The organism is Pseudomonas sp. K5002, assembly GCF_013386655.1.
GTDB lineage: Bacteria > Pseudomonadota > Gammaproteobacteria > Pseudomonadales > Pseudomonadaceae > Aquipseudomonas.
The window spans coordinates 1-1,715 of record NZ_JACARK010000469.1; the positions used below are offsets into that span (position 1 = coordinate 1).

Below are 1,715 nucleotides of genomic sequence, written 5' to 3' on the forward strand. Positions count from 1 at the left end.
GCTCGGGGCGGCCGGTGGCGGCGTAACGGGAGCGGGCGCCGGCGCACTGAACAGGCTGCGACGGTTACTGCGGGAGATGCTGTGCACCTTCTCGCAGAGCATCTGCTTGACCTTCTCGGGGTTGCGCGAGATGTCTTCGAAATTCTTCGGCAGGAAGTCCACCGCGCCGGCATCCAGCGCATCCAGGGTGACCCGGGCGCCTTCGTGGGTCAGCGAGGAGAACATCAACACCGGCGTCGGGCAGCGCTGCATGATGTGCCGCACCGCCGTGATGCCGTCCATCATCGGCATCTCGTAGTCCATGGTGATCACGTCCGGCTTGAGGGCCAGGGCCTGATCGATCGCCTCTTTGCCGTTGGTGGCCGTGCCGACCACCTGGATATTGGAATCCGATGAAAGAATTTCCGAGACGCGGCGGCGGAAGAAACCCGAATCGTCCACCACCAGGACCTTGACTACCATAAACACTCCGTTAGGCCGGGCGAGGGACAACCGCCCTGCCCGGGCCGAATCAAATACGCCGTGCGGCGTAACGCTTGAGCATGCTCGGAACATCCAGAATCAGCGCGATCCGACCGTCACCGGTAATGGTCGCACCCGACATGCCCGGGGTTCCCTGCAGCATTTTGCCCAAAGGCTTGATGACCACTTCTTCCTGGCCCACCAGTTGATCGACCACGAAGCCGATACGCTGGGTGCCCACGGAAAGAATCACCACATGGCCTTCGCGCTGCTCTTCATGCTTGGCCGAAGCCACCAGCCAGCGCTTGAGGTAGAACAGCGGCAACGCCTTGTCGCGCACGATCACCACTTCCTGGCCGTCCACCACGTTGGTGCGCGACAGGTCGAGGTGGAAGATTTCGTTGACGTTGACCAGCGGGAAGGCGAACGCCTGGTTGCCCAGCATCACCATCAGGGTCGGCATGATCGCCAGGGTCAACGGCACCTTGATGACGATCTTCGAGCCCTGGCCCTTGGTCGAGTAGATGTTGATCGAGCCGTTGAGCTGGCTGATCTTGGTCTTCACCACGTCCATGCCCACGCCACGGCCCGACACGTCGGAAATCTCGGTCTTGGTGGAGAAGCCCGGGGCGAAGATCAGGTTGTAGCACTCGGTGTCGGTGAGGCGGTCGGCGGCGTCCTTGTCCATCACCCCACGCTTGACTGCAATGTTGCGCAGTACCGTGGGGTCCATGCCTTTGCCGTCATCGGTGATCGACAGCAGGATATGGTCGCCTTCCTGTTCGGCCGCCAGGATCACTTTGCCCTGGCGGTTCTTGCCTGAGGCTTCGCGCTCTTCCGGCGTCTCGACACCGTGGTCGACCGCGTTGCGCACCAAGTGGACCAGCGGGTCGGCCAGGGCCTCGACAAGGTTCTTGTCGAGGTCGGTTTCTTCACCCACCAGTTCCAGGTTGATCTCTTTCTTGAGCTGGCGTGCCAGGTCGCGAACCAGGCGCGGGAAACGGCCGAAGACTTTCTTGATCGGCTGCATCCGGGTCTTCATGACGGCGGTCTGCAGGTCTGCGGTGACCACGTCGAGGTTCGACACGGCCTTTTGCATGGCCTCGTCGCCACTGTTCAGGCCCAGGCGCACCAGGCGGTTACGCACCAGCACCAGTTCGCCGACCATGTTCATGATGTCGTCCAGGCGCGCGGTATCAACCCGCACGGTGGTTTCGGCTTCACTGGCCGGTTGCTTGTCCGGGGCCGGGGCA

2 protein-coding genes are annotated in these 1,715 nt (G+C 62.4%); both read right to left on the reverse strand.

Annotated features, from left to right (window positions below; all coding sequences use genetic code 11):
• Window positions 1–462: response regulator (locus HX846_RS20695; RefSeq protein WP_178966003.1), on the reverse strand; the 462-nt coding region annotated here is incomplete at its 3' end.
• Between the two features lie 49 nt (window positions 463–511).
• A partial coding sequence (locus HX846_RS20700; protein ID WP_178966004.1) for a chemotaxis protein CheA occupies window positions 512–1,715 on the reverse strand: 1,204 nt, incomplete at its 5' end.